Origin of the sequence: Pseudactinotalea sp. Z1748, assembly GCF_049725185.1 — a bacterium.
Classification (GTDB): domain Bacteria; phylum Actinomycetota; class Actinomycetes; order Actinomycetales; family Beutenbergiaceae; genus CALKWS01.
The window spans coordinates 17,412-38,002 of the sequence record NZ_JBMPQB010000010.1 but is presented as its reverse complement, the minus strand read 5'-3'; the positions used below and the strand labels follow the sequence as shown (position 1 = coordinate 38,002).

At 69.1% G+C, this 20,591-nt stretch carries 13 protein-coding genes; 5 read left to right on the top strand and 8 right to left on the bottom strand.

Annotation, left to right across the window (positions count from 1 at the left end):
• Nucleotides 1-19 precede the first annotated feature (19 nt).
• Nucleotides 20-1,909, top strand: coding sequence for an FAD-binding monooxygenase (locus ACO0LU_RS17205; protein ID WP_424792577.1), 1,890 nt, complete (start codon nucleotides 20-22; stop codon nucleotides 1,907-1,909).
• Between the two features lie 72 nt (nucleotides 1,910-1,981).
• On the opposite strand, the gene ACO0LU_RS17200 is transcribed toward ACO0LU_RS17205, so the two are convergent.
• The 6 genes from ACO0LU_RS17200 to ACO0LU_RS17175 form a co-directional block, all read right to left on the bottom strand.
• The gene (locus tag ACO0LU_RS17200) at nucleotides 1,982-3,790 is read right to left on the bottom strand and encodes a thiamine pyrophosphate-binding protein (protein WP_424792576.1); all 1,809 of its coding nucleotides are present in this window, start codon (nucleotides 3,788-3,790) and stop codon (nucleotides 1,982-1,984) included.
• 129 nt (nucleotides 3,791-3,919) lie between these two features.
• Nucleotides 3,920-4,585: a GntR family transcriptional regulator gene (locus ACO0LU_RS17195; protein ID WP_424792575.1), complete on the bottom strand. Its 666-nt coding sequence runs from the start codon at nucleotides 4,583-4,585 to the stop codon at nucleotides 3,920-3,922.
• 335 nt (nucleotides 4,586-4,920) lie between these two features.
• Nucleotides 4,921-5,178: a hypothetical protein gene (locus tag ACO0LU_RS17190; protein ID WP_424792574.1), complete on the bottom strand. Its 258-nt coding sequence runs from the start codon at nucleotides 5,176-5,178 to the stop codon at nucleotides 4,921-4,923.
• A gap of 1,075 nt (nucleotides 5,179-6,253) precedes the next feature.
• Entirely contained in the window at nucleotides 6,254-7,111 is an 858-nt protein-coding gene (locus ACO0LU_RS17185; protein ID WP_424792573.1) for a DUF4097 family beta strand repeat-containing protein, read from the bottom strand.
• 148 nt (nucleotides 7,112-7,259) lie between these two features.
• Nucleotides 7,260-7,919 (bottom strand): response regulator, encoded by a 660-nt coding sequence (locus ACO0LU_RS17180; RefSeq protein WP_424792572.1) that lies wholly within the window; start codon nucleotides 7,917-7,919, stop codon nucleotides 7,260-7,262.
• On the bottom strand, nucleotides 7,907-9,106 hold the full coding sequence (locus ACO0LU_RS17175; RefSeq protein ID WP_424792571.1) for a histidine kinase: 1,200 nt from the start codon (nucleotides 9,104-9,106) through the stop codon (nucleotides 7,907-7,909). Before ACO0LU_RS17175 ends, ACO0LU_RS17180 begins: the two co-directional genes overlap by 13 nt.
• A 336-nt stretch (nucleotides 9,107-9,442) precedes the next feature.
• On the opposite strand from ACO0LU_RS17175, the gene ACO0LU_RS17170 reads away from it, so the two are divergent.
• From ACO0LU_RS17170 to ACO0LU_RS17155, 4 genes are all read left to right on the top strand, one after another.
• Complete coding sequence (locus ACO0LU_RS17170) at nucleotides 9,443-10,531, top strand: Gfo/Idh/MocA family protein (RefSeq protein ID WP_424792570.1); 1,089 nt, start codon at nucleotides 9,443-9,445, stop codon at nucleotides 10,529-10,531.
• A 283-nt stretch (nucleotides 10,532-10,814) separates the two neighbouring features.
• Nucleotides 10,815-12,101 (top strand): alpha/beta fold hydrolase, encoded by a 1,287-nt coding sequence (locus tag ACO0LU_RS17165; RefSeq protein WP_424792653.1) that lies wholly within the window; start codon nucleotides 10,815-10,817, stop codon nucleotides 12,099-12,101.
• Nucleotides 12,098-13,564, top strand: coding sequence for an aminopeptidase P family protein (locus ACO0LU_RS17160; RefSeq protein ID WP_424792569.1), 1,467 nt, complete (start codon nucleotides 12,098-12,100; stop codon nucleotides 13,562-13,564). Before ACO0LU_RS17165 ends, ACO0LU_RS17160 begins: the two co-directional genes overlap by 4 nt.
• A 24-nt stretch (nucleotides 13,565-13,588) precedes the next feature.
• A complete protein-coding gene (locus ACO0LU_RS17155) occupies nucleotides 13,589-16,402 on the top strand; it encodes a beta-L-arabinofuranosidase domain-containing protein (RefSeq protein WP_424792568.1) in 2,814 nt (937 codons plus the stop codon).
• Nucleotides 16,403-16,537: 135 nt separating this feature from the next.
• Here the strand turns inward: ACO0LU_RS17155 and ACO0LU_RS17150 are convergent, their stop codons facing one another.
• A complete protein-coding gene (locus ACO0LU_RS17150; RefSeq protein ID WP_424792567.1) occupies nucleotides 16,538-18,487 on the bottom strand; it encodes a glycoside hydrolase family 127 protein in 1,950 nt (649 codons plus the stop codon).
• Between the two features lie 178 nt (nucleotides 18,488-18,665).
• Nucleotides 18,666-20,489, bottom strand: coding sequence for an ABC transporter family substrate-binding protein (locus ACO0LU_RS17145; RefSeq protein ID WP_424792566.1), 1,824 nt, complete (start codon nucleotides 20,487-20,489; stop codon nucleotides 18,666-18,668).
• Between the last annotated feature and the right edge of the window lie 102 nt (nucleotides 20,490-20,591).

Below are 20,591 nucleotides of genomic sequence, written 5' to 3'. Positions count from 1 at the left end.
GGCTCAGAGAGGAGTCCCAGTGCAGTTCCACCATCACGGGTACGTCACCACCGACCCACGCATCCAACCGGCGGCCGGGGTCGGCCTGGACCGCCCCGAGGACATCCCCGACGTCTTCGACGTCCTGGTGGTGGGCACCGGGCCGGCCGGCACGATCACGGCGGCCCAACTGTCCCGGTTCCCCAGCGTGCACACCCGAATCATCGACCGGCGCCCGCACCGGCTGGAGATGGGCCACGCCGACGGCATCCAGGCCCGCAGCGTGGAGACCTTCCAGGCCTTCGGCTTCGCCGGCCGGTTGGCCGAGGAGGCCTACCGGATCACCGAGATGGCGTTCTGGAAGCCGGACCCGCAGAACCCGGAGCACATCGTGCGCACCGCCCGGCCGGCCGATGACCCCACCGGCATCAGCGAGTTCCCGCACCTGCTGGTCAACCAGGCACGCATCATCGACTACTTCAACGAGTACATGGCGAACTCGCCCACGCGGATGCGGCCCGATTACGGCGTGGAGTTCCTCGGACTGACCGTGGGCGAGGGCGAGTACCCCGTACAGGTGCGGTTGCGCTACACCGCCGGGCCCCGGCAGGGGCAGGAGCGCACGGTGCGGGTGAAGTACCTGGTGGGCGGCGACGGCGCGCACAGCCGGGTTCGTACCGAGATCGGGTGCACCCACGTGGGTGCCCAGGCGAACCACGCCTGGGGGGTGATGGACGTGCTGGTCACCACCGACTTCCCGGACATCCGGCTGAAGTGCGCGATCCAGTCCCGTTCCGGGGGCAACATCCTGCACATCCCTCGCGAGGGCGGGCACCTGTTCCGGATGTATGTGGACCTGGGGGAGGTCACGGCCGACCGCGCCGCCACTATCCGACGCACGCCGATCGAGGACATCATCGCCAAGGCCAACGCGATCCTGCATCCCTACTCCATGGACGTCAAACACGTGGCTTGGTGGAGTGTGTACGAGGTGGGCCACCGGGTCACCGACAAGTTCGACGACGTGCCCGCCGGGGCCGAGGGCGAGCGGATGCCGCGGGTGTTCATCGCCGGGGACGCCTGCCACACCCACAGCGCCAAGGCCGGGCAGGGCATGAACGTGTCCTTGCAGGACGGGTTCAACCTCGGCTGGAAACTCGGGTACGTCCTGGACGGGCGCAGCCCGGAATCGTTGCTGGCCACCTACTCGGCCGAGCGGCAGGTGGTGGCCCAGAACCTCATCGACTTCGACCGGGAATGGTCCACGCTGATGGCCAAACCGGCCGATGAGTTCGAGGACCCCTCGGAACTGGAGGATTTCTACGTCAAGACCTTCGAGTTCCCGGCCGGTTTCATGACCGAGTACGAACCGTCGATGATCACCGGAGCGGCCACCCACCAGGGCCTCGCCGAAGGTTTCACCGTGGGCAAGCGATTCAAGTCCGCGCGGGTGGTGCGCGTCTGCGACGCCAACCCGGTGCACCTGGGCCACCTGGCCGATGCCGACGGGCGCTGGCGCATCTATGCCTTCGCCGACGCCGGGGCGGCGGGGCAGGACTCGGCGCTGAGCAGGTTCGCGCACTGGCTCGGCACCGCGCCGGACTCGCCCGTGGTGCGGTTCACCCCGGCCGAGGGCGACGACGACGCGACCTTCGACGTCAAGGTGATCTATCAGCAGGTCCACCACGATGTCGACATCAACGCCGTGCCCACGGCCTTCAAACCGACCGTGGGGCCCTTCGATCTGCTCGACTACAACAAGGTGTACGGGGTGATCGAGGGCGAGGACATCTTCGACATCCGCCAGATCGACCGAGGCGGCGCCGTCGTCGTCGTCCGTCCGGACCAGTACGTCGCCCATGTGCTCCCGCTGGAGGCGACCGCAGACCTGGCCGACTTCTTCGCCGCCAGTCTGCGCCCGCCGGCCTGATCCCCTGACTTCGCGGATCTTGGACTGGGCGCGCGCACGCCTCGGTGCGTACTCGGTCCACGTGCCGCGAAGTCAGCGCTCGTCGCGGGTGGACTTGGCCTCGAGGGAGGCGGCCAGGAAGTCGGCCATCACCTCGGTGGAGATGGACACATCGAGAATGAACACGCCCTCGGTGTGGGTGGCCAGCCACTGACGCAGGACGTCCAGGTCCGCCAGCGCGCGCGCTTTGATGCCTTCGGCACCGAAGGCGCGGCCGAGCGCGGCGAAGTCGACCTCATCGATACGCATCGCCGCATCGTGCAGACCAGTGGCGGCGTACTGGTGCAGTTCAGCGCCGTAGGCGGCGTCGTTGAACACCACGACCACCGCCCGGTGTGCCGTGCGCACCAGCGTCTCCAGGTCCGCCAGGCCCATCAGTGCCCCGCCGTCGCCGGTGACCAGGACGGTGGTGCGGTCCGGGCGGGCGGCGGCCACACCGGCGGCGGAGCCGAAACCGAGCCCGATCGCCTGGAATGCGGTGCCCAGCAGCACCATCGCGTGGGGGTCGGGGACGGTGAAGTACATCGGTGCCCACCCGATGAAGTTGCCACCGTCGGTGACCACCGATCGGTCCGCGGGGAGGATGCCGTCGAGTGCGGCAGCCACGACGCGGGGGTTCAGCCGGCCGTCGGCGCAGAGCTCGACCCCTTCTACCGATCCGGTGCCCTCCGTAGCGGCCATCTCGGCCGGGGTGAACTCGGCGGGGTCGATCTGCGCGGATCGGAACTGCGCCGAGGCCACCTTCGGAACGTGGGCCCGCCAGGTGCGCGCCCCATCGGCCTGCTGCAGTCGTTCCAGCAGTCCGCGCAGTACCGGCACCAGATCGGCGTGGACGGCGTCGGTGACCATCGGATGGTCGGCCGGGGACTCGTCGTCGACCCTGATCACCCGGGTTCCTTCCGCGACCAGGGTGCCGTAGCGGGTTTGGAAGGGGTTCAGGCTCGCGCCGAGCACGAGCACGACGTCGGCCCGGCGGGCGACCTTCAGGCGGTGGGCGCGGGTGAAGCCACCGGCGATACCGAGGTTCCACGGGCTGTCGATGACGCTCGCGGCCATCACCGAGGTCATGAAGAGCGCACCGAGCCGATCGCCCAGCGCGCGGACGTCGTTGCCCGCCCGGGTCAGGACCGTGCCCCGGCCGGCCAGGATCAGGGGGCGGCGCGCGGCGCGGAGGGCCTCGGCGATCCGGTCCAGGTCCTCGGCTGATGGTGGTGGGGGGCCGGTGGTGGGCGCGGGTAGGGGAGGGGGCTTCTGGCCGGTGTCGGTGCTCCGATGGCCTGCGAGTTCCCCGGGTGAGTCGGCCGAGGGTGCCCGGTGGGCATGCTGGTCGTCGGCGGGCAGTGGCACGGTGCCCAGGTCGTCGGCGGGCAGTGGCACGGTGCCCAGGTCGTGGGGGATGGCCAGGACCACCGGACGGCGGGTCTGCAGCGCCAGGTCGAAGGCACGGTGGGTCAGAGCAACGGCAGTGGCGGGGGTGACGGTGAGCGTCGCCACGCCGACGGCGGCCGCTGCCGCGGGCTGGTCGACGTCGAAGGTACGCAGGCCGGTCGACGGGGCGTCGCCGGTGATGAGTACCAGGGGGACGCGGGCCCGCGCGGCCTCGGCCAGGCCGGTGTAGGTGTTGGTGAAGCCGGCGCCGTAGGTGGTGGTGGCCGCCGCGATCTGCCCGGTGGCCCGGTGGTAGGAGTCGGCCATGGTCACGGTGGCGACTTCGTGGCGGGCGGAGGTGAACGGGAAGCCGGAACTCGTCAGATGGCTCACCAGGTGGGCGTTGCCGTTGCCCAGCAGGCCGAAGAGGTGCGCGGCGCGTTCGCGGATCACTTCGGCAACCGCGATGGACACGGTGGGGGTGTGCGTGGACGCGGTGGGGCCTTGTGTGTCTGGCTTGTCTGGCACGGAACCTCCGGTCGTCATCGTCCACGGTGCTCGTCGTCGTCCTTCGCTGTGCTGGGCGGTCCCTACGGTGCGGTGTCAGGTGCCGCCGTTCCGGCCGGCCAGGAACTCCTCCATGGTGCGCAGTTTGTGGGCGCGCGCGGCCTGCTCCACATCGCCCGCCGGCGCCTTGGTGCGGATCAGGTGGAGCAGGTCGTCGTGCTCGGCGATCGAGACCGCCGGGCGCGAGGACAGCCGGATGAAACTGGATCGGCGGATCATCGCCATCCGCTGCCACTCCCGGTCCACCAGGTCCAGCAGGCGCTGGTTCGGGCAGGCCCCGCAGAGCACCCGGTGGAAGCGTTCGTTCAGCGCGGTGAAGCGCACCGGGTCGAAGTCCCCGTGGTGCAGGTGGCGCATCTGCTCGTTGACCTCGGTTGCCTCGGCGACCTGCTCGGCGCTCAGTGCGGGAACGGCCAGGGCGGTGGCCGCGCTCTCGAGGTAGGCCAGGGTCTGCATGGCGTCGGTGTAGTCGCGCTCGTTGACTCCGCTGACCTCGGCGCCCACGTTGCGGGTGAAGGTGACCAGCCCCTCGGCCTCCAGGCGACGGATCGCCTCGCGGACCGGGACGGGGCTGACCTCGAACTCTCGAGCGAGTTTGTCCAGCACCAGCCGGTATCCCGCGCCGTAGGTGCCGGTGAGGATCCGGTCGCGTACCCGTTGGTAGACCATCTCGGACTTGGAGACCGCGACGAGTCCGGTCACTGTGCTCCCTCCGGTGGTGCCTGCCCCTGCTCGCGCGCCGGCCCTGCCGGCACCCAGCATCATATACGATCCTGCCTCCCAGGTCCGCCGCGGACGACGCCCCCACCCCCACCGCCGGCCCCCACCCCCACCACCGGCCCCCACCCCCACCCCACCGCCGGCCCCCGCACCCCACCGCCCCATCAAGTTCGCCGAGAGCGACGCTTATGGCCGGGGTCGAGTGTCCTGCCCGTCGCGTTGGGCCATAGCCGTCGTTCTCGGGGACGATTGCGGCTCTGCGGCCCTGCGGCTCGGCGGTTCGGCGGTTCGGCGGCAGCGCAGCTGGCTGCGCGCGTTCACTGTGTGGCCCGGAGGGCTCGGCGCTGCTTCGCCGCCTCCGGATCTTGCGGCACGTGCGATCGCAGGTCGCGCAGCAGCCGGCGTGGATCGCGAAGGTCTGCTCTGGTGGCCCGGAGGACCAGGCAGCCCACCGAGCGGAGGGCGTCCTCGCGCACCTTCTCGGCGTACAAGTCCTCGCGTTCGCTGTACTTGGCCACGCCGTCGTACTCCAGGGCGACACTGCGCCAGGCGCTCGAACGGCCTGTCCCGACCACAGCAGGTCCGGGAAGTAGAGGCCGGATCCCGTGCGGACCGGCACCTGCAACTGCGGCGACGGGAAGCCTTCGGCCAGCACCACACACCGGACGCGCGACTCAGCGGGCGACTCCGCGCGACCATCGGCGTGCTCAAGGACCGCCCGGGCCCGCACCACTCCTCGCACCGGGCCCATCGCCTCGATGCGAGTCCTCCAGCGGTCGCGGATCTGTTCCTCCCGCTGGGCGTGCTCTGGCCAGTTGAACCGTGTGGTCCCGGAGAGGCGGCGGATCACAGCGTCGGCCACGGCCAGCGCATAGGTAGGTGGTTGTGTCCGAGCACAGTCCAGGAGTGTGCGCTCAGGTGAGGTGACCGGAAGTCCGTGCACCAGCGTGATGTCTGAATCGGGTAGGTATCCAGTGGTGTGCCTGGTCACGTCCGGAGCTCGTGTGCTGGAGGGCCGTCGTTGGTGCACCACATGGACCACATCGGCATTTGCCGCGAATGAAGGCAGTCGGTGCAACACGAGCGCGGTCTCATGGCTGAAGGCGAACCGCACCCGCAACTGACGGGCGACGGCGATACAGCGGTTCAGCACACTGTCGGCGAGATCGGTTTGCGCCGTGGCGGGAACGTAGGCCCCGCGTCGAATGCGCACCAGGTCGCCGGAGCGGTGCGGCTGACGCAACGCCCCGACCGGGTGATCCGCGGCCAGTTGCACGCGTGGGGAGGGTTTCGACATCACGGCACGATGCCCGGACCGGGCCCTCAACTGGCCCACGCAGGTAGCCGCTGTGGACGGTCTCACGCCGTCGCAGGCCTGTGGACGGAACCCCGCGCCCCCCGGCCCCGCCACCAGCCGGCCCCCGCGCCCACCGGCCCCCGCCACCAGCCGGCCCCCGCGCCCACCGGCCCCCGCCACCAGCCGGCCCCCGCCCCCACCGGCCCCCGGGCCTGCCGGCCCCGTCGCCGCGTGGCCCCGAGAGCGACGCCTGAGGCCGAACGCGAGTGTTCGGGCACTCGCCTTCGGCCACGAGCGTCGCCCTGGGCCAGAGACCTGGCAGCGGCCCGACGCCGAAGCGGCGGAGGCCGTGCTCAGGGGCGTTCGCGTAGGTGCAGGTCGCCCGCGGTGCTGCGGAACTCGTAGATGCGCTCGGCGCCGACGGTGCTGGACAGATCCTGCGTCAGGGTCGAAGCGGTGGTACTGGTGCGGATCTCGTAGTCACCGGCCGGCAGTTCGAACAACACGTCGGTGGCCGTGGTGCCCACGTTGATCAAGGAGGGCAGTTCAGGCCCGTGGAAGTTCACCCTCCCTGCGGTCATGTCGATCCGAACCGGGCCGGAGACGGCCAGGTCACGGGCGACGATGTCGGTGGCGGTACTGTCCACCCGCAGGGAATCAGCGCTTCCGGCCAGGCGCACATCGGCGGCGGTGGAATTCACCGAGAGCCCACCGAAGTCACCCTCGAGTTGCGCATCCCCGGCCGTGGTGCGCAGGTCCAGGTCCGCCCCGGCCGAGTCCCGCGGCAAGGTGACCTCGACGTTGCTCATCCCGCGGGAGGACAGCGACGGGGTGAGGATCCCCAGACCCCGGCCAGGCCTTTCCACCACGATCGAGAGTTCCCCGCCCCGCACGCTGTGCCGCAGGATCAGGCCAGGGTTGTTCTGGCTGAACTCGAACTCCGCCCGATCCACATCGGCGTATCGCACCTGCACGTCGGTGGCCACGGTGCGCAGTGAGACGCTGTCCACATCTTCGGTGATCTGGTGCAGGCCGCTCTGGTTCTCGTGCGTGGCCAGTGCGACCAGCCGCACCCCGGTGGGGACCAGGAGGCCGATCAGCAGCACCGTGCCGATCAGGAGCAGGGCGGCGCGAAGGGCGCTGTTGGGCCGCGCTGGCGGGGTGCCTGACGGCGGGGAAGAGATGGGCTGGGGTGTTGCGGTGGCGGTCATCGTGGGTCCTCAGGCAAGGTCGGTTGGAGTGGCGGTGCGCCGACGACGCGGGCGCCGGCTACGTGCGGGGGTATCTGCGCCGGCGCGGCGTGCGGTTGGCCGGCGACGTGCGGGGGTATCTGCGGCGCTGGGTTTCGGGGCCCCGGCGTCATGTCCCCCCGTTCTCGTGCCGGAGGTATCGCAGCACCGCAAGCACGCGCCGATTGCCGGTGGCCTCGCTGGACAGGTTCAACTTGGTGAAGATGGAGGAGATGTGCTTCTCCACCGCACCGTCGGTGATGTGCAGTTGCTCGGCGATGGTGCGGTTGGCGGCGCCGGCGGCCATCGCGGCCAGCACCTCACGTTCCCTGGCGGTCAGGGCCGCGAGTTCGCCCGCCCGGCGCGAGCGCACCAGGATCTGGGCGACCACCTCCGGGTCCAGGGCAGTGCCACCGGCTCCCACGGTGGCAACCGCGTCCAGGAAATCGCTCACATCGGCCACCCGGTCCTTGAGCAGGTACCCCAGGCCGGCGGTGTCGCTGGCGATGAGTTCGGCGGCGTAGCGCTCCTCGACGTACTGGGACAGCACCAGCACGCACGTGTCGGGGTTCTGGGACCGGATCAGCACCGCGGCCCGGATGCCCTCGTCGGTGAACGTCGGGGGCATCCGGACATCCACCACCGCCAGGTCCGGGCTGTGGGTGTCCACTGCGCGGAGCAGTTCATTGGCGGTGCTCACGGTGGCGACCACCTCATGGCCGGCGTCGCTGAGCAGGCGCTCCAGTCCGGCACGCAGCAGGACGGCGTCCTCGGCGATTACGATTCGCATGGCACCTGTACCTCGATCTCGGTGGGACCGCCCTCGGGGCTGGTCAGGTTGAACGTGCCGCCGGCGGAACGGACCCGGTCGCCGATGCCACTCAAGCCCCCACCGGGGGTGACGTAGGCCGACCCGCGCCCGTTGTCGATGATCCGGGCGCAGACTGCGCCCTCGCGACGGTTGATCTGCACGTGTGCGCTGGTGGCCCCGGCGTGTTTGGCGATGTTGGTCAGGGCCTCGGCCACCACGAAGTAAAGCACCGCCTCGGTCTCGCCATCGAGGCGTCCGGATAGGTTCACCTCCAGGCGCACCGGGACCGGGCTGCGGGAGGCCACCGCGGACAGTGCCGCATCGAGGCCACGGTCGGTCAGGACCGCCGGGTGCATGCCGCGGGCGAGATGGCGCAGTTCGGTGATCGACTCCTTGATCTCCTCGTGGGCCTCATCCAGCAACTGGCGGGCACCCTGCGGGTCCTCGTCGAAGCGGTGCCTGGCCATGCCCAGGGTCATTGCGGTGGAGACCAGCCGCGGCTGAACGCCGTCGTGCAGGTCACGTTCGAAGCGGCGCCGCTCGGTGTCGGCCGCACTGACCGCGCCCTTGCGCGCCTGCGCCAACTGGTTGACCTGCCCGGCCAGCGCCGCCGAGCGGCTCGGACCCAGCAGGGCAACCGAGGCGGCCTCGTCCAGCCGGCCGATGTAGACCACGTACAGCACCAACAGGAGCAACGTGGCCAGCCCGGCTGCCACCGGCATCACCCAGGAGAGGGTGCCGACGTTCGCGGACAAGGTGAGCCACTCCACCAGGCCGGTTCCGCCGGCGAGGATCAGAATCATTCCGCTGCCCACCAGCATCGTGATCAGGTGGTGGGCCAGGGTTCGCCAGGTGACCGGGTCGGTCATATCGACCAGGCCCTGGGCCAAGGGGCGAAGCCAGTCGGTGCGAGTGGTGCGGCGACGGAGGGGTGCCTCGATGGCCACGTTGTGCAGGGCCATCGCCCGGTGCCGTTCAGCAGAGCCGCTCACACGGGTCAGCGCGGCGGTACCCAGGAGGAACAGCACGCCCAAGCCGGCCAGCAGGATCAGCGGGATACCTGCGGCGATCAGGACAAGGAACAGCGTCACCCAGAACGTTCCGACGATGAAGTCCAGGAACAGGTCAACGGCCCGTGACCAGGCGGTGATCAGTTTCGTTTTCACATCCTGAACGCTACGCGGGCCCGGTTCTGGCTGCTACGGTGCTGGCCGGTCAATCCAGGGGAGGGTTTTCCCTACCCCGCCACCCGCGCGGTCACGATGGGACCTCTCCTGCTGCCCCGACCGTGGACGGCGACACACTAGGCTCGTGTAGGCCAGCCTCGCATTGGCCGCAAGACCGCAAGAAGACCGGGTGTGCGGCCGGTCCGTCCCCACGGGTGCGGTCGCCCGGAGGTGTTGAGGGGTGTCAATCACAATGGAGGGTTGCAGCCACAGTCCCCAACTGTCCGCCAAGACGCCCAAAGAGTATTTTAGTCCGCTCGTGATGGAAGGAAGATGATGAGTGCAACCGACGGGGCGAATTACGCCCCTGATCCGATGCCGGCGCCGGTGGTGGGGCCGGGGGAGTTCGTGTTCGCCGCGATCGGCCTGGACCACGGCCATATCAACGGCATGTGCCAAGGATTGATCGGCGCCGGGGCGCAGTTGAAGTGGGTGTATGACCCGGATCCGGCCAAGGTCGCTGCGTTCAAGCAGAACTTCCCCGACGTGCGCGAGGCACGCAGCGAGGCCGAGGTCCTTGAGGATGAGCAGGTGCATCTGGTGGCCGGTGCTGCGGTGACTGCGGATCGGGCCCCGTTGGGGATTCGGGTGATGAATGCGGGGAAGGACTACTTCACCGATAAGGCACCGCTGACGACGTTGGATCAGTTGGCTGCGGCGAAGGAGGCGGTGGCGGCTACCGGGCGTAAGTACGCGGTGTATTACTCCGAGCGTCTGCATGTGGAGGCTTCGGTGTTCGCCGGTCAGTTGATCGAGGCCGGCGCGATCGGCAAGGTGGTCCAGGTGATCGGGATGGGCCCGCACCGTCTTGGTGCTGGGGGGCGTCCGGAGTGGTTCTTCCAGCGGGAGCGGTACGGGGGGATCTTGTGTGACATCGGGTCGCATCAGATCGATCAGATTCTGCATTACACCGGCTCGAGCGACGCCGAGGTGGTGCGGTCCCAGATCGCGAACTACCACAACCCCGATCACCCGGAGTTGGATGACTTCGGTGATGCGATGCTGGTGACCAATACCGGAGCCAGTGGGTACTTCCGGTGTGATTGGTTCACCCCCGACGGTCTGCAGGGTTGGGGTGATGGGCGCAGTTTCATCCTCGGCACCGAGGGGTTCATCGAGCAGCGTAAGTACATGAACATCACCACCTCCGATGGTCCGGGGCACGTGTACCTGGCCAATGGTGAGGAAGAGACCCACTTCAACGTGCACGGCAAGGTGGGTTACCCCTACTTCGGCGAACTGATCCGTGATTGCTTGGCGCGCACCGAGAACGCGATGACCCAGGAGCACGCCTTCAAGGCCGCCGAACTGGCGGTGCGCGCCCAGATGCAAGCGGTCGACCTGGTCCCACGACCCGCCCACTGACCCCCTTCCAACCCGAGCCGCTCGCCCACCGGCCCGAACACTGAGGCCGGTGGGGTGCGGTGACTCCGGTCGCGCACCCCGCTGGCTCGCGGGCGATCGAGAGGTGTCACCTGGAGTGGGCGCCAGGGCGGTGCCCGGTGCCGCGGTGGGCGGGAGGTGCGAGGTGCGCACCGGGGCGAGCCCGGTGGACGACGGTCAATGGGTGTGAAATGGTACATACCATTGAGGTTTTCTAACGGAGGAATGCTGCGTGACTCGAGCCGAACCGCCCCGGACCTACTCCATGCCCGGCATGTGGGTGAGTGAACGAACGATCGAGGTTCCCCTGGACTGGGACGAGCCGAGCGGGGAGACCATCGAGGTTTTCGTGCGCGAACTCGTCGACCCCGACCGGCGTGACGCCGACCTGCCCCTGATCACCTACCTCCAGGGTGGCCCCGGCGGTGCGAACCCACGCCCGCTGACCGGCTCCGGCGGCTGGCTGGCCGAGGCGCTGGCGAACTACCGCGTCGTGCTGGTGGACCAGCGCGGCACGGGTCGCAGCACACCGATCGAGGCCACCGACGTGCAGCATCGCGGCGACGCCGCAGCAGGCGCTGACTACCTGGCCAAGTTCCGCGCCGACTCGATCGTGCGGGACCTGGAACACGTGCGCACCACCCTGTACGAGGGTCGCAAGTGGGCCACCATCGCCCAGAGTTTCGGCGGCTGGATCACGCTGACCTACCTCTCCGTCGCCCCGCAGGCCCTGAGTGCCTGCTACATCCACGGCGGTGTCCCGGGAACGCCACCGGCGGCCGCCGAGGTCTACCGCCGCACCTTCACCCGGGTGCAGGACAAGACCGCCGAGTTCTACCGCCGATACCCGGCCGACGCCGACACCGTGGCCGCGATCGCCGACCACCTCCAAGCCAACGACGTCCGACTGCCCGACGGCGACCGGCTCACCGTGCGTAGGTTCCAGTCCCTGGGTATCGACTTCGGCATGAAGCCCGGATTCGAGCGGATGCACTGGCTGCTCGAGGGGGCGTTCGTGCGACCGGGCCGGCTCTCCACCGGCTTCCTGGAGCAGGTCCAGGCGCGCACCTCCTCCGCCGGCAACCCACTGTTCTGGACCCTGCAGGAGTCCATCTACGGTGACGTCGGTTCGGGCCCCACCGCGTGGGCTGCCCAGGCCGAGCGTGATCGGCGCCCGGAGTTCGCCGAAGACAGGCGCCCCTTGCTGTTCACCGGCGAGATGGCCTTCCCGTGGATGTTCGAGGAGGTCCGCCTGCTGCGCGGCTTCGCCCCGGCGGTGAACGAGCTGGCCCGCCGCGAGAACTGGTCCCGGTTGTACGACCCGGACGCCCTGGCCGCCAACGAGGTCCCGGTGGCCGCGGCGGTCTATTACGACGACATGTACGTCGACGCCCACCTGCAACTGGACACCCTGTCCGGGCTGGGCAATTCCCAGTACTGGGTCACCAACGAGTTCGAACACGACGGCATCGGCGCCGAACGGACCTTCGCGCGGTTGCGCGAACTGATCCGTGACCGCGGCGGAGAACAAACAGGAACCGAAGCGCGATGACGCACACAGCACATCAGGCCGGCCCGGCCACCAAGCCCCCCTACGCCGGCACCCGCCCCCCGCGGTTGCACCAGATCCCGGCTTTCACCGACTACATCGCCCAGCACTGGGGCTCCGAACCCATCCCGGTGGACCTGCCCGAGGGTACCGCGCCGGCGGCGGCGGCCCACCGTCGTCGGCTCAGTGCCGCTCTGCCCGGCCGTACCATCGTGGCCGCAGCGGGCACCGCGCCGATCCGCAACGACGACTGCGCCTACGGCTTCCGCGCCGACAGCGACTTCGTCTGGCTCACCGGGGTGCAGGTAGAGGGCGCCGTGGTGGTGATGACCCCGGTCAGCGGCGGCCATGAGACCACCGTCTACCTCCCGCCGCCGTTCCGGCCGGGCGAGAACGGCTTCTTCAGCAACGCGATGCATGGTGAACTCTGGGTCGGCGCATCCCCGGGGCTGAGCAAGTGGTCCCAGGCCCTGGACGTGGCCGTGCGTGCCGTCGCCGAACTGGAGACCTCCGGGACCATCACCTCCACCAATGGTCCGGTGCTGGCCACCGCGGTGGTGCCCGAGACCCTGCGCCGCAGCCACTCGATGGACGTCTCGGCCGAACTGGGCCGCGCGCTGGCCCAGTTGCGGATGATCAAGGACGACTGGGAGATCGCCCAGCTGCGCCACGCCGTCGATGCCAGCGTGGGCGGCTTCGCCGCCGTTGCCGGTGAGATCCCCCGTGCCATCAACGAAGGCCTGGGGGAGCGCTGGCTGCAGGGCACCTTCGACCGGCATGCCCGTACGCACGGCAACGGCCCGGGCTACTCCACGATCGTGGGTTCGGGACCCAATGCCCCGGTGCTGCACTGGACCCGGTGCGATGGCCCCATCCTCCCCGACGGGGCGCTGCTCCTGGACATGGGGGTGGAGGCCCGCAGCCTCTACACCGCCGACGTCACCCGCACCCTGCCGCCCTCGGGCACCTTCAGCCCCGCCCAGCGCCAGGTGCATGATCTGGTGGAGAAGTCCCACCGGATCGCGATGAGCCACGTCCGCCCCGGGGTGAACTACCTGGACTTCCACTTCGCCGCCATGGAGGTGCTGGCCCAGGGTCTGCACGACTGGGGCCTGCTGCCCGTCTCGGTCGATGAGGCACTGTCCCCGGCGGGCCAGCAGCACCGGCGCTACATCGTCTGTGGCGTCGGGCACCACCTGGGCCTGGATGTGCACGACTGCTCCAAGGCCGAGTGGGAGGACTACATGGGCGCCGACCTGCAGCCCGGCGTGGTGATGACCGTGGAGCCGGGCCTGTACTTCCACACCAACGACTTGTCCGTACCACCGGAACTGCGTGGCATCGGCGTGCGGCTGGAGGATGACCTGCTGGTCACCGAAACCGGTGCCGAGGTGCTGTCCGAGGCACTGCCCATCGATGCCGAGGGCATCGAGCAGTGGACCCGCCAGCACATGCCCTCCGCCTGAACACTCACCCAACCTGGAGACGACGTGACCCAGACCCAAGATCGCGCTGTGCCTGCGGCCGGCCCGCTTGCCCGCCCCTATCCGATTTCCGCTGTGGTCGTGGCCGACCACAGCGTGTTTGCCGCCAGCCGTGACCGGATGCTCCATCTGGCCCGCACCTACCCGCTGGATCGCCTGCTCGCGGTGTTCCGCATCAACGCCGGCCTGGACACCCACGGCGCTCAGCCGCCGGGCAACTGGGAGGATTACAGCCACCCGAACGAGGAGCCCTGGAGCGAGAGCGACTACCCGGGCCGGGAGAAGGCCCAGACAGCCAACCTGCTGCGCGGACACTACGCCGGGCACTTCCTCTCCATGCTGTCGATGGCCTATGCCAGCACCGGTGAGCAAGAACTGCGGGCCAAGGTGAGCGAGTTCGTCGAGGGCCTCGGGCAGGTCCAGGACGCTCTCGCCGCAACCGGCCGATACTCCCACCCCGGTTTTCTGGCCGCCTATGGGGAGTGGCAGTTCTCCCGGCTGGAGGGCTACGCCCCCTACGGGGAGATCTGGGCCCCCTACTACACCACCCACAAGATCATGGCCGGGTTGCTGGATGCCTACGAGTTGACCGGCAACCTCCAGGCCCTGCGGATCGTGACGGCGATGGGCAAGTGGGTGCACGCGCGGTTGTCCCGGCTGGCCCCGGCGCAGATCCAGAAGATGTGGTCGCTGTACATCGCCGGTGAGTACGGCGGGATGAATGAGACCCTGGCACGCCTGGCAGTGGCGGCGCAGGATGAGGAGTTCGGAGCCACCGCTCAGTTCTTCGACCAGCAGAACCTGCTCGAGGCCGGCTCGAGCGGCACCGACATCCTCGACGGGATGCACGCCAACCAGCACCTGCCGCAGTTGGTCGGGTACGTGCACGAGTACGAGTTGACCGGGCAGCGACGCTACCTGGACGCCGCGGCCGAGATCTTCGCTTGCGTCGTGCCCGGGCGCATGTACGCCCACGGGGGCACCGGGGAGAGCGAGCTGTGGGGACCGGCCAACACCGTGGCCGGGGACATCGGCAACCGCAACGCCGAGACCTGCGCGGCCTACAACCTGCTCAAGATCGCCCGGCTCCTGTTCGCCCACACGCTCGATCCGAAGTACATGAACTACGCCGAGCGCACGGTACTGAACCAGATTCTCGGATCCCGCAAGGCCGAGGACTCCGACGTCTCACCCGAGGTCACCTACATGTTCCCGGTACACCCCGGGGCGAAACGGGAGTTCAACAACATCGGCACCTGCTGCGGCGGCACCGGCCTGGAGAACCACGTCAAGTACGGCGAGGGCCTGTTCCACCGGGCAGCGGGGCAGTTGTGGATCAACCACCTGTTCCCGGCCGCTCTGAACCGGGCCGGCGCAGATGAGTCCGCCGTGCTGAACGTGACGGTGCGGGGGCAGTACCCGCTGCACGGTGCTGTGCAGATCCGCTTCGACGCACCTGCCGGTGGGGCCGACGGCGAGGACCTGACCGTGCACGTGCGGATCCCCGACGCGGCCGGCGGTCCGGTGCAGGTGTTGGTCAACGGCGCCGTGGTGGAGGAGTCCGCCCGGGTGGGGGAGTACCTGAGCCTGCAGCGTCGGTGGCACGACGGCGACGACATCTCCGTGCAGGTGCCGATCACCCTGCGGTCGGTCCCCACGATCGACGACCCGAGCGTGCACAGCCTGGAACTGGGCCCCACCGTGCTGCTCGCCCGGTCGCAGGAGACCACCCAGGTGCCGCTGCCCCTGGCGGGCAATCGCCTGCTGGACGGCAGCCTGCGGACCGAGGCTCCGGCGTCGGACCTGCTGGCGCAGTTGGCGGCCGAGGGCACCATCACCTACGCCGGGATGACGTGGGAGCCGGCCTACTCCGGCCAGGACACCCGGTACCACATGTACGTGCGCCGGGCCGATGCCACGATCACCTTCGCCGGCACCGACACCGAGGTGCCCAACCGGATGCGGCCGGCCGGAGTCACGGTGCTGGACTCCATCTGGGAGCCGGGGGTCTTCGTCGACCGGCAGGCCTTCCTCGCCCAGGTGGCCACCGTGGTCGGCCAGGCCCGTACCGAGGGCGTACTCGGCCGGGATGAGGCCGAACTCGTGCTCATCACCGCGGCGCGGGCCGATGTGGACGGCACCGGCACCCTGCGCCAGGCCCAGGTGCGACCCGAGCCCGGCGATGGCGATGCGATCACCTGGCAGGCCGGTGAGCAGGACTCCGACACCGTCTGGTTGCTGCCGGCCGGCTGGGCACAGATCCAGGCCCCACCGGTGGTCACCGTGGAGGTGGAGCAGGAGGCCGCCCCGTCCGGCTGGTACACCACTACACCTACGGTGGTGGTGCGTGCGGTGCACCTGGATGCCCAGAACGGCCAGGAAGGCCCCGGTGAGGCCGGCCTCAGCATCGAGGTCCAGATCGACGACGGCGAATGGCAGCCCTACACAGGTCCCTTCACGCTGGACCAAGAGGGTGCCCACCAGGTCCGAGCCCGGGTCAGTGATGGCCAGGGCCGTCAGAACCGGGACGAACGGGAACTGAGCATTGACACCGAGCCCCCGGAGTCGGCCGTCAAGGTGCGCGAACTGGGCAGCAGTGTGGAGGTCACCTTCGCCGCCACCGACGAGGTCTCGGGGGTTGAGCGGATCCAGTGGGAGGGGCCCGGAACGTTCTGGGGCACCTTCTCCGAGGCGTTCGTGCGGGCCCTGACCGACACCGAGCAGGTGCTGGAGTACGCCGCCACCGACCGGGCGGGGAACATCGAGCCCCGTCGTCGGGTGGTATTGCCGGCACTGGGGGAGCAGACCGGCAAGGACTGACGACGGCGGGACTCACCTGAGTGAGCACGTCCCGGCTGCCTGGCGCGTCCGGGCGCGAACACGAAAAGACCGGCCCAGCGGGAATCCCGCTGGGCCGGCCTCGTTCGGTTCGGGAGTGCTACTCGACACGGGCGCTCAGCGCTGGGCCAGGCCCTCCTGCAGCCAGACCGCCATGGTGGACTGGCCGCGGTTGTTCCAGGTGTAGTACGGCACCGCGCGTAGTTCCTGCTCCTGCCGGGGCGCGGGGGAGGTGAAGTACAACTGATCGTCGTCAGCCCTGCCACGAACCTGGGCCCACGCCGGTCCCGCCAACGCGGGGACGGATCCATCGCCGGCGTCGACGGGGGCCGGGGTCTGCTCTCCCAGCACCACCGCGTGTGCGGGCACGCCCACGTCCAACCCCTCGACGCAGTAGACGAACGGGCCATAGGCCAAGGCGGCACGCCCGGCGGCAGCGCCGACATTGGCCGAGGCGTACAGACGCCGCACGGGCACCTCGAAGTCCACCTCGACCCGGTCGCCGTCGGCCCAGGTCCGGTGCACACGCACATAGCCGCTGGCGTCGGCCTCGGCCTCGATCGCCGTTCCGTTCACCCGGACCGTCATCTGCTCGGCCCAGGACGGAGAGCGCAGCGCCAGCGCCCAGGTCGCCTCCGCATCGGTGCTGATGGTGAAGCAGACCGGTCCGCCGACGGGTGCGCTGACACGCTGCTCGACCGCCACGTCCGCCCCGCCGATGCGGCAGGTCAGGGTGGAGCCGAGGTACAGGTCCACAGCCACCTCATCGGTTCCCAGGCTGTAGGCGTAGCTGCCCAGGGAGGCCTCCAGGCGGGCCAGGTTGGGCGGGCAGCACGCGCAGTCGAACCAGTCCCGGCGGGCTACGTGCCCGTTGCTGGAGAGGGGGTTGTCGTAGAAGTACGTCAACCCGTCGGCACTCATCCCGGCGATCGCGCCGTTGTACAGCGCCCGCTCCAGGATCTCCAGGTACCGGGCGTCGCCGCTGTAGGTGGCCATCCGCCGGGCCCAGAACACCAGGCCGATCGCCGCGCAGGTCTCGGCGTAGGCGCTGTCGTTGGGCAGCACGTAGTCGTGGCTGAAGCCCTCGTTGTGGCGGGAGTCGCCGATGCCGGCGGTCACGTACATGCGCTTGCTGGTCAGGTGCTGCCAGAGCCGCTCGGTGGCCTGCCACAAGGTGTCATCACCGGTCTCGGCGGCCACATCGGCCATGGCGGAGTACAGGTACATCGCGCGCACCGCGTGGCCGACGGCCTCGGTCTGCTCCCGCACCGGGGCGTGTGACTGGTTGTACTCCAGGAACTGGGTGCGGCGACGGTCCCGCTGGGGGAATATCGAACCGAAGTAGCCCGGGGTGCCGCGCCGCTGCTGTTCGAGGTCGAAGTAGTGCGGTTCGGTGCCGCGCGAGTCCAGGAACGTCAGCGCCAGATCCAGGTAGGAACGTTCGCCGGTGGCGCGGTAGAGGCGCACCAGGGCCAGTTCGACCTCCTCGTGACCGCAGTAGCCGCCCTCGCGCTGCCCGCCCGGGCCGAAGACCTGCACCAGCAGGTCCGCGTAGCGGCGCATGACCTCCAACAGGGTGGTCTTGCCGGTGGCCTCGTAGTGGGCCACGGCAGCCTCGATCAGATGCCCGGCGCAGTACAACTCATGGGCATCGCGCAGGTCGGTGAAGCGCTCACCGGGCTTGACCACGGTGAAGTAGACGTTCAGGTAGCCGTCCTCCTGCTGCGCCCCGGCCAGGGCCTCGATCGTCGTGGCGACCTTGGCCTCCAGGTCCGGATCAGGGTGGGTGGCCAGGGAGTAGCTGGCAGCCTCGATCCACTTGGCGATGTCGCTCTCCCAGAACGGGTGCGGGGTGGGTTCGCCGCTGTCCGGGGTCCAGGTCAACGACAGTGCCCCGAGCCGACCGGTGGAGACCAGATGGTCGTACTGGGCGTGCAATGTGATGGTGCGCAACTGTTGCTGGCGTGGGGACCAGAACGGGTCGTTGACCGCCACGGCCCCGACGCCGACGGCGGTCCGGGCGCCGCGCGGCGCGCTGGCGTGATCAGGTGCAGAGGTGTGAGTCATCGGTCTTTCTCCGGAATGCGGGAACTTTGGGTGACCATCGTGTGGCAGACGGTAGAGGAAACGGGCCGGGCCGGCCCGGACCGTAGTGGTCCGGACCGGCCCGGTGCGGGTCACCGTGTGTGCCGGGACCCGGCTGCGTTTTGCTCACCGGTCGTGCCGGTTCGACCATCGCCGGTGATCAGGAGTCGTCCTCCTCATCGGCCTCGGAGTCCTCATCGAGGTCGTCCACGTCCACACCGGTGTCGGTGCCGTCGTGCCCGGCGTCGGCCTCCCAGCCGACCTTGGTCCAGTCGACGGTCTCGAACAGGCGCGGGCCGTAGTTGGCCAGGCCGTCCCGGTAGGCCCAGATGTTCGGACCGTTGTAGTAGATCAGGAAGTGGAAGTGGCGGGAGATGGCCTCCTGCTCGATCCGGAGAGTCTCCAGGGCGCGCTCATCGTCGTCCAGGATCGTGGGCAGAGCCGCGACCCACTCGTCGATGTCGTCGTCGCAGACACCGGTGGGGGTGTAGTCACAGCCCCAGAACCAACCGGGCCCACTGGTCGGGTCCGCGCCGCCCTTGGTGTATCCGGACATCACGATCCCGAAGTCCTGGGTGTTCATCGCTTCGCTGAACTCACCAGCACCGCGGTTGAAGATCTCCACATCGATCCCGGCCTCGCGCATCATCGTCTGGAAGGACTGCGCGATGGCGGACTCGGTCGGGTCGTCACCGAAGGTGGACAACTGCACCGTCAGCGGCTCACCGGCCTCGTTGGTGACGATCTCACCCTCCTCGCCGGTCCATCCGGCCGCCTCGAGCGTCTCACGCGCGCCCGCGGGGTCGGCGTCCTCGACCGGGTAGTTGTCCTGGTACCGCGGGTCGAACGGCATCAACAGCCAGGACCCGGGCATCTCCTCTTCCCAGTTCAAGCCCTGGAAGCGCACCTCGGCGAGCTGCTCACGGTCGATCGCCTGGAAGATCGCCTTGCGGACCTCGACGTCGTCGAGGTTGCGGGCATCGGCGTTGAACAGGAATCCACCGTCACCGATGTGCTGCCCGCGGCGGATCTGGTAGCCATCGCCGGGCTCACGCCAGTTGGTGACCTCGGAGTAGCGGTCGTAGTTGTTGATCTGGACCGCGTCGGTCTGCTCGTTCTGGAAGGCCTGGATCGTGGCCGAGGCCTCGAACTGGACGAAGTTGATCCGGTCCAGCACCGGCTCCTCGCCCCACCAGTTCGGGTTCGGGACCACCGAGACGGTGTTCGCCGCCCGGTCGTAGATGTCCAGGATGAACGGCCCGGCCCGGTAGTCGGGCTTGAGGTCGTTGACGAAGCCCTCGTTGAACTCATCGGCGTCGGTGACGTCCGGGTGCACCATGGAGTAGGCCGCGAACAGCGAGGTGATCGGCTTCTGCACCTCTGCCATCGTGACGGTGAAGGACCACTCGTCCTCACCCATCTCGATGCTCTCCACCCGGTTGAACAGGGCCGAGGCGACCGCGTCGAAGTCCTCGTGCTGGTTCATCGCCACGGTGTGCTCGTAGGTGTAGAAGTCGATCGGCGTGCCGTCGTTCCACACCGCCTCGGGGTTGAGTTCGTAGTGCAGGATCTGGGTCCCGTCCTCCTCGAACTCCTCCTCGATGTTCAGGAAGTAGTCGGTGTGCAGCACCGGCTGGCCCAGCGGGTCGGACTTCCAGGCGCTGATGTTGTGCATCGTGGCCATGATGTCCAGCGTGGACCCGTAGTAGCCGTCCACGGCCGCAACGTTCCAGTTCGGGCCCATGCCTCCCATCGGGATGGTGAGCTGGCCGCCCTCCTGCAGGTTCTCCCGGGGCTGCTCGTTGATGTCGTAGACGGCGTCCATGTCGTAGGTCGCGGCACCCTCGGCAGGATCGGTGTCGCCACCGCCGCCGCTGCCACCGCCGGTGCCGTCGCCGCCGTTGCCACAACCAGCCAGTACCAGGGCGCTGGCGGTCAGCAGCGCGGCCGGCACAAGCAGGCGCTTGCGCTTCATCTCTCTCATGTGTCGTTACTTTCTGGTGGGTTTGCGGGCGCCCTTGTCCCGCGATGGGTAGAGGCCGAGTGGCCTCCGTGTTGCCGGTCGCGTCGGGCCCCGCGACCGCAA

Bases quoted from the DNA above. Each gene is read 5' to 3' on its own strand.
- ACO0LU_RS17170 (WP_424792570.1), top strand. From the start codon at position 9,443: ATGAGTGCAACCGACGGGGCGAATTACGCCCCTGATCCGATGCCGGCG.
- ACO0LU_RS17145 (WP_424792566.1), bottom strand. From the start codon at position 20,489: ATGAGAGAGATGAAGCGCAAGCGCCTGCTTGTGCCGGCCGCGCTGCTG.
- ACO0LU_RS17185 (WP_424792573.1), bottom strand. From the start codon at position 7,111: ATGACCGCCACCGCAACACCCCAGCCCATCTCTTCCCCGCCGTCAGGC.
- ACO0LU_RS17150 (WP_424792567.1), bottom strand. From the start codon at position 18,487: ATGACTCACACCTCTGCACCTGATCACGCCAGCGCGCCGCGCGGCGCC.
- ACO0LU_RS17160 (WP_424792569.1), top strand. From the start codon at position 12,098: ATGACGCACACAGCACATCAGGCCGGCCCGGCCACCAAGCCCCCCTAC.
- ACO0LU_RS17165 (WP_424792653.1), top strand. From the start codon at position 10,815: ATGCCCGGCATGTGGGTGAGTGAACGAACGATCGAGGTTCCCCTGGAC.
- ACO0LU_RS17180 (WP_424792572.1), bottom strand. From the start codon at position 7,919: ATGCGAATCGTAATCGCCGAGGACGCCGTCCTGCTGCGTGCCGGACTG.